Annotated in this window: 6 protein-coding genes and 1 pseudogene; 6 read left to right on the top strand and 1 reads right to left on the bottom strand. The window is 60.1% G+C overall.

What is annotated here, in order from left to right:
• The 6 genes from FY112_RS01760 to FY112_RS01735 all read left to right on the top strand — a co-directional run.
• Positions 1-1,030, top strand: a 1,030-nt coding sequence (locus tag FY112_RS01760; protein WP_151517501.1) for an extracellular solute-binding protein, incomplete at its 5' end; no start/stop codon positions are given.
• Positions 1,031-1,107: 77 nt separating this feature from the next.
• Positions 1,108-2,958: a DUF2264 domain-containing protein gene (locus FY112_RS01755; RefSeq protein WP_151517500.1), complete on the top strand. Its 1,851-nt coding sequence runs from the start codon at positions 1,108-1,110 to the stop codon at positions 2,956-2,958.
• 91 nt (positions 2,959-3,049) lie between these two features.
• The gene (locus tag FY112_RS01750) at positions 3,050-3,877 is read left to right on the top strand and encodes a hypothetical protein (RefSeq protein WP_151517499.1); all 828 of its coding nucleotides are present in this window, start codon (positions 3,050-3,052) and stop codon (positions 3,875-3,877) included.
• Entirely contained in the window at positions 3,874-4,518 is a 645-nt protein-coding gene (locus tag FY112_RS01745; RefSeq protein ID WP_151517498.1) for an RES family NAD+ phosphorylase, read from the top strand. The genes FY112_RS01750 and FY112_RS01745 overlap by 4 nt, the downstream gene beginning before the upstream one ends.
• Positions 4,519-4,734: 216 nt before the next feature.
• A complete protein-coding gene (locus FY112_RS01740; RefSeq protein ID WP_151517497.1) occupies positions 4,735-4,998 on the top strand; it encodes a hypothetical protein in 264 nt (87 codons plus the stop codon).
• Positions 4,999-5,042: 44 nt separating this feature from the next.
• Entirely contained in the window at positions 5,043-5,312 is a 270-nt protein-coding gene (locus tag FY112_RS01735; RefSeq protein ID WP_017956749.1) for a hypothetical protein, read from the top strand.
• A 119-nt stretch (positions 5,313-5,431) separates the two neighbouring features.
• Here the strand turns inward: FY112_RS01735 and FY112_RS37310 are convergent.
• Positions 5,432-5,590 (bottom strand): annotated as a pseudogene (locus tag FY112_RS37310) (metal-dependent phosphohydrolase); the annotation flags it as partial.

Genomic DNA, 5,590 nt, shown 5'->3' with positions numbered 1-5,590 from the left:
GACCGGCGGCTCCAAGGACATCGACATCGTCACCATCAAGGATGTGCCGGGCTACACCAACCTGGTGCGCGCCGGTAACATCGCCGATCTCAGCGGCTTCGTGAAGGATCAGAAGATCGACCCGGCTCCCTTTGGCGGCCTGATCGAGGAACTGACCATCGATGGCAAGATCTACTCCCTGCCGTTCCGCTCCGACTTCTGGGTCGTCTATTACAACAAGGATATATTCGACAAGGCAGGCGTCCCCTACCCCACCAATGACATGACCTGGGCGCAGTTCGACGAGACCGCCGAGAAGCTTTCGGGCGGCATGGGCACCAACAAGACCTATGGCGCGCTTCTGCATACCTGGCGGTCGACCGTTCAATTGCCCGCCATCCTCGACGGAAAACACACGCTTGTTGACGGCGACTACGGCTTCCTGAAGCCCTGGTACGAGCGGGCGCTGACACTGCAGAAGGATGGCGCGATTCCCTCCTATGCCTTCCTGAAGACGTCGAACACGCATTATTCGGCGCTCTTCTTCAACGGCACGATCGGCATGCTGCCGATGGGAACCTGGTTCGTCGGCACCCAGATCACCAAGGTGAAATCGGGTGAATCGAAGAGCAAGAACTGGGGCATCGTGAAGTTCCCGCATCCCGACGGTGTGGCAACTGGCACGACCGCTGCGCAGATCTCGGGCCTGGCGGTCAACGCCAATTCCGTTCACAAGGATGCCGCGCTCGATTTCATCAAGTTCGTCACCGGTCCTGACGGCGCAGCAGTCATCGCGTCGACGGGTACCTTCCCTGCGCTCAAGACGGATGACGTCAGCGCCAAGATCGCGGCAACACCCGGCTTTCCCGAGGATGCGGCCAGCAAGGAGGCGCTGAAGCCGTCGAAAACCTACCTGGAGATGGCGGTTAACCCGAACGCCGCCAAGATCGAGGTCGTGCTCAACCGTGCGCATGACGCGATCATGACCGACAGCACCTCCGTCGATGACGGGCTGAAGGAAATGACCGAAGGCGTGAAGGCCATCAAGTAAGCGTCCAGAAATATCGACGGCCGCGGGCAATACCTGCCCGCGGCCGATCCTGCTTTTCATGAATTTCGAGCCTAACAATGATATATGATCCCGCCCGGGCCAATCCGCTTTTCGGCAATCCCCTGAAGACACGCGACGACCTCGCCAAGGCCGTCACCGATCTCTTCGAACCGCTGCTGCCGTATTTTTCCGAAGGCGGCGCCCGTGTGCGCCTCGGCGCGGCCGGCGCGATCTTCGACCGGGCGGCGGCGGATCTGGAGGGATTTGCGCGGCCGCTCTGGGGGATCGTTCCGCTTGTTGCCGGCGGCGGCGCGTTTCCGCATTGGGCTCTCTATCGCTGCGGGCTGGCAAACGGCACCAATCCCGCTCATCCCGAATATTGGGGCGATCTTGCCGACCGCAATCAGCGGCTGGTCGAACTCGCCGCCGTCGGCTTCGCCCTGGCGCTCGTACCCGAGCACATCTGGGAACCGCTTGACGACAGCGAAAAGAAGACGGTCGCTGCCTATCTTCTCAGAGCGCGCGAGCTGGAATTCATCGACAACAACTGGAAATTCTTCCGTGTGCTGATCGACCTCGGGCTGGATCGCGTAAGCGTGTCGTTCGATCACCGGAAAACCCTCGCCTATCTCGATGAATTGGAAGCCTTCGACCTCGGGGACGGCTGGTATCGCGACGGGCCGGTGCGGCGGGTCGATCATTACATTCCCTTCGCCATGCATTTCTACGGCCTGATCTATGCGGTGCTGGCCAAGGGCGACGAGGCGCGCAACGAGCGCTTCCGGGATCGCGCCCAGACGTTTGCCGGGGATATCCGCCACTGGTTCGGTCCCGATGGTGCGGCACTTGCCTTCGGCCGTAGCCAGACCTACCGCTTCGCGGCGGGCGGCTTTTGGGGCGCGCTTGCCTTTGCCGGCGTCGAAGCCCTGCCCTGGGCCGAGATCAAGGGCTATTACATGCGCCATATCCGTTGGTGGTCGACGATGCCGATTGCCGAGCGCGACGGCGTTCTCTCGGTTGGCTATGGTTATCCGAACCTCTTCATAAGCGAGAGCTACAACTCACCCGGTTCACCCTATTGGGCGCTGAAATTCTTCCTGCCGCTCGCCCTTGCAGGGGATCATCCGTTCTGGACCGCCGAGGAGGCACCGCAGCCGGAATTTCCGGAGCCGGTTGCGTTGAAGCCGGCGGGAATGGTCGCCATGCACACGCCGGGAAACGTGGTCGTACTCTCCTCAGGGCAGCAGCACGACAAGATGCTCGGCGCAAACGAGAAATATTCGAAATTCGTCTATTCCACGCGCTACGCCTTCAACATCGAAGCCGACGACCGGAACTTCTCCGCCGCAAGCTTCGACGGCATGCTCGGCCTCTCCGACGACGGCGTCCATTTCCGCATGCGGGAGACCCTCGAAGAGGCGCTGATCGCTGACGACCTGCTCTATTCGCGCTGGCGCCCCTGGAACGACGTCACGGTCGAAACCTGGCTGCTTCCCGAAAACCCGTGGCACATCCGCCTACACCGCATCGCCACGCCGCGCGCCCTCAGCACCATCGAGGGCGGTTTTGCGATCGAGCGCGCTGATTTCAATGCCGACCGCTCCGATGCAAGGGATGGCCGGGCTGTCTGGTACGGGCAGACCGACGTCAGCGCCATCGTGGATCTATCGCCCAATCCTAGGGTCGGCCATGCGATGAGCCCGATCCCAAACACCAATCTCATCCACGCCAAGACCCTGCTGCCGCAGCTGCGCGGCGACATCGGTCCCGGAACCACCATGCTCGGAACTGCGGCAATGGCCCTTCCCAGTCGCGAGAATTGGGCAAAAGCGCTCGATAACCCGCCGGCCTACCCCCGCCTCGACGAAGTAGAGCGAGTCTTTCGCGAGAAAGGCGCGCGGGTGCCAGCATTCGCCCTCCAGCCGTAGCTGTATGGTCCTCCTGACACTCCCCATTGCAATCGACTTTGCATGACTTAAGTGATATTGAGATGTTCATCATCAATCTCACGTGGCCGAAATGACCGAAGCTCTCTTTTCCGAATTTCTCATGATTGATCGGTCGTCCGCCAACGACGGACGAACCGTGCCATTGGCTGGCCGCCGGCGCAAAGGCGTTGCTTCAGAACGGACCTCGGATGAAAACGCTCTGCGCGATGCGTTCGCGGATGCCTTCCTGCAGACCCTGACGAAGTTCGCCGTCGATCGATCTGCTTTTCCTGAGAACGCGGACCCCGAACTCGCGAAGCTCGCCAGGGCGATGGCAAATGTTGCGGTCGGGGATTCCGTGGTAATCGGCTTGAAACCCGATCTCCCGGAAGGACATCGCAGATCCGTCAAGACCTTCTTCCAGACGATGGTCCGCGTCAGCGGCTCGCTGGAAGAAAGCCGGCTGGAAGACGCGATCAACAAGCTCGCGGATGTTATCCTGCCTGATGAGCTTGGGGAGGCGCGCGGCGTGCTCGCAGCGGACAATCTGGAGCTCAGGGATCGCTTCATCGCTGAGGTGCCGCAGCTCACCAGCGCGGAGATCGGAAACCGCGCCGGCTCAAGCGCGAGAAACCTGTACGCGACTGCGGCGCGCTGGAAGAAAGCCGGCGACATTTTCTCAGTACATCATCGCGGCGCCGAATATTTTCCGGCGTTTCAGCTCCGGGACGGACGGCCGCATCCTGCGATCAAGAAGGCGCTTGTGGCGCTTCCGGAAAACCTGTCTCCATGGCAGCGCGCATTCTGGTTCGTTTCAACGAACGGCTGGCTGAACGACAAGGCGCCCATGGATGTGCTTGACGATATCGACGCGGTGGCTGCTGCCGCGGCCCGCGAGCGGCAAGAGGTCATTGGGTGAGCCACCCTCCTCTGCCAAGCCCGCCGTCGCCCTTTCCAACGATCAACATCCGGACGATCAAGGCAGGTACGGCGCTTCACCGAAGCCATCTGTCTTCGTTCCGGGCAGGGCAATTCAATCCCTGCAAGGGACAGCCGACGCGCTTTGCACCGTTCAACGACGCGCACGGCAATTGTGTCGCGACGCTCTATGCGGCAACGAGCAGAGAGGCGGCCGCCTTCGAGTCGATCTTTCACGACATCGAACCGGCCGCCGCTTTCAAGACCGTCCGGCTTGCCGTCGTCGAAGCGCGAACGGTCAGCGTCATCGCGCCAAAGCGTGATCTGCAGCTGGCAAGCCTTTTCGCACCCGATTTGAAGGCCTGGAAACTCCGTCGAACGGATCTCATCGAAACGCCGAAGTCGACCTATGGCGAGACCGTCCTGTGGGCCGAAACCATTCATCGGGCGCGCGCCGACATTGACGGGTTGATCTGGACGTCCCGCCAGTGCGACCCCGAACAATGCATCATCCTGTTCGAGGATCGCTTGGCAGAGGACCGGCTCGACGTCGTTCAATCCATCGACGCCGGTGCGGACGCCGATCTCCTTCTCGAACTGCGGGACTATGGGCGCCGTGCGGGCATCACGATCATATCTTAGCGCCGATGACGCTCGCTGACTCCGGAACCTATTTTCAAAAACCAATGCGCGCTCAACGCCGCCGTCGCATAATATTTTCGAATTACCCAATAATTATATTTATACCTTCAACTAATGAATAAGAAAAACCCACTCTTCGCGACATTGCTGTAATGAAATCCGGCAAAGCGCAGCATACTCAGCTTTCAGTTTCCGAAATCTTGAGAGGAGGACGCAATGCCTACCATAATGATCTGCCACGACGTCAAAGACACGAAACACTGGCTCGCCTCACCCATCCGCAAGCAGGTATTGGAACCCGTTGGCGTCACGAACATTCGCACGTTTACAGACCCTCAAAACTCCAACCGCGTCGGCTTGGTCATGGACGTTGCAGACATGGAAAAGTTGATGGCCTTCATGCAGACCAAGGCAGCGGCCGATGCGATGGCGAGTGACGGCGTCTTGCCCGAGACCATGACGTTCCTCGTTCAATCATAACACACATCTCGACGAGACTTGGAAATACAACGCGGGAGGATGATATGACGACATTATTCGTAAGGCACGAGGTCTCCGATTATGCCGCCTGGCGCAAGATATATGATGGCTTTTCGCCGGTGCAGAAGGCCAATGGGGTGACGGCGCAAGCCGTTTATCGCGCCATCGACAATCCGAACGATATTACCGTCACCCACGAGTTTGCCACGCTTGAAGCGGCGCAGGCATTCAGCAAGCTGGACGAGTTGAAGACGGCGATGCGCACGGGAGGCGTGCTCGGCGCCCCGACGGTGTGGTTTGCCAACAAAGCATGAAATGCGGCCAAACGGGCTCCGTCGCTGCAAGCGGAGGCCAGGTTGCGGTCGCGCTCTGCACGTGACACGGAAGCCGAGGAGTGCGCCCTTGCGCCGATTCCCGACCTTTGTCCGCGTTCCTATTGTCCGTTCCTGATGTCGCGCAGGAGATCCAGGCCGCGCTGGTATTTTTCCGTTTTCTTGCCAGCTTGTTCGGCCTGTCGGAGATTGTCTTCGAGGTCGGCCTGTTTGACGGGCAAGGCCAGCGGGTTTGATGCCGCACGTCTGACGAAGCCGTC

Source organism: Rhizobium sp. PEPV16, assembly GCF_008919455.1.
Taxonomy (GTDB): Bacteria; Pseudomonadota; Alphaproteobacteria; order Rhizobiales; family Rhizobiaceae; genus Rhizobium; species Rhizobium leguminosarum_Q.
Note: the sequence above shows the minus strand (reverse complement) of the source record. Positions and strands in the feature narration are given on the sequence as shown.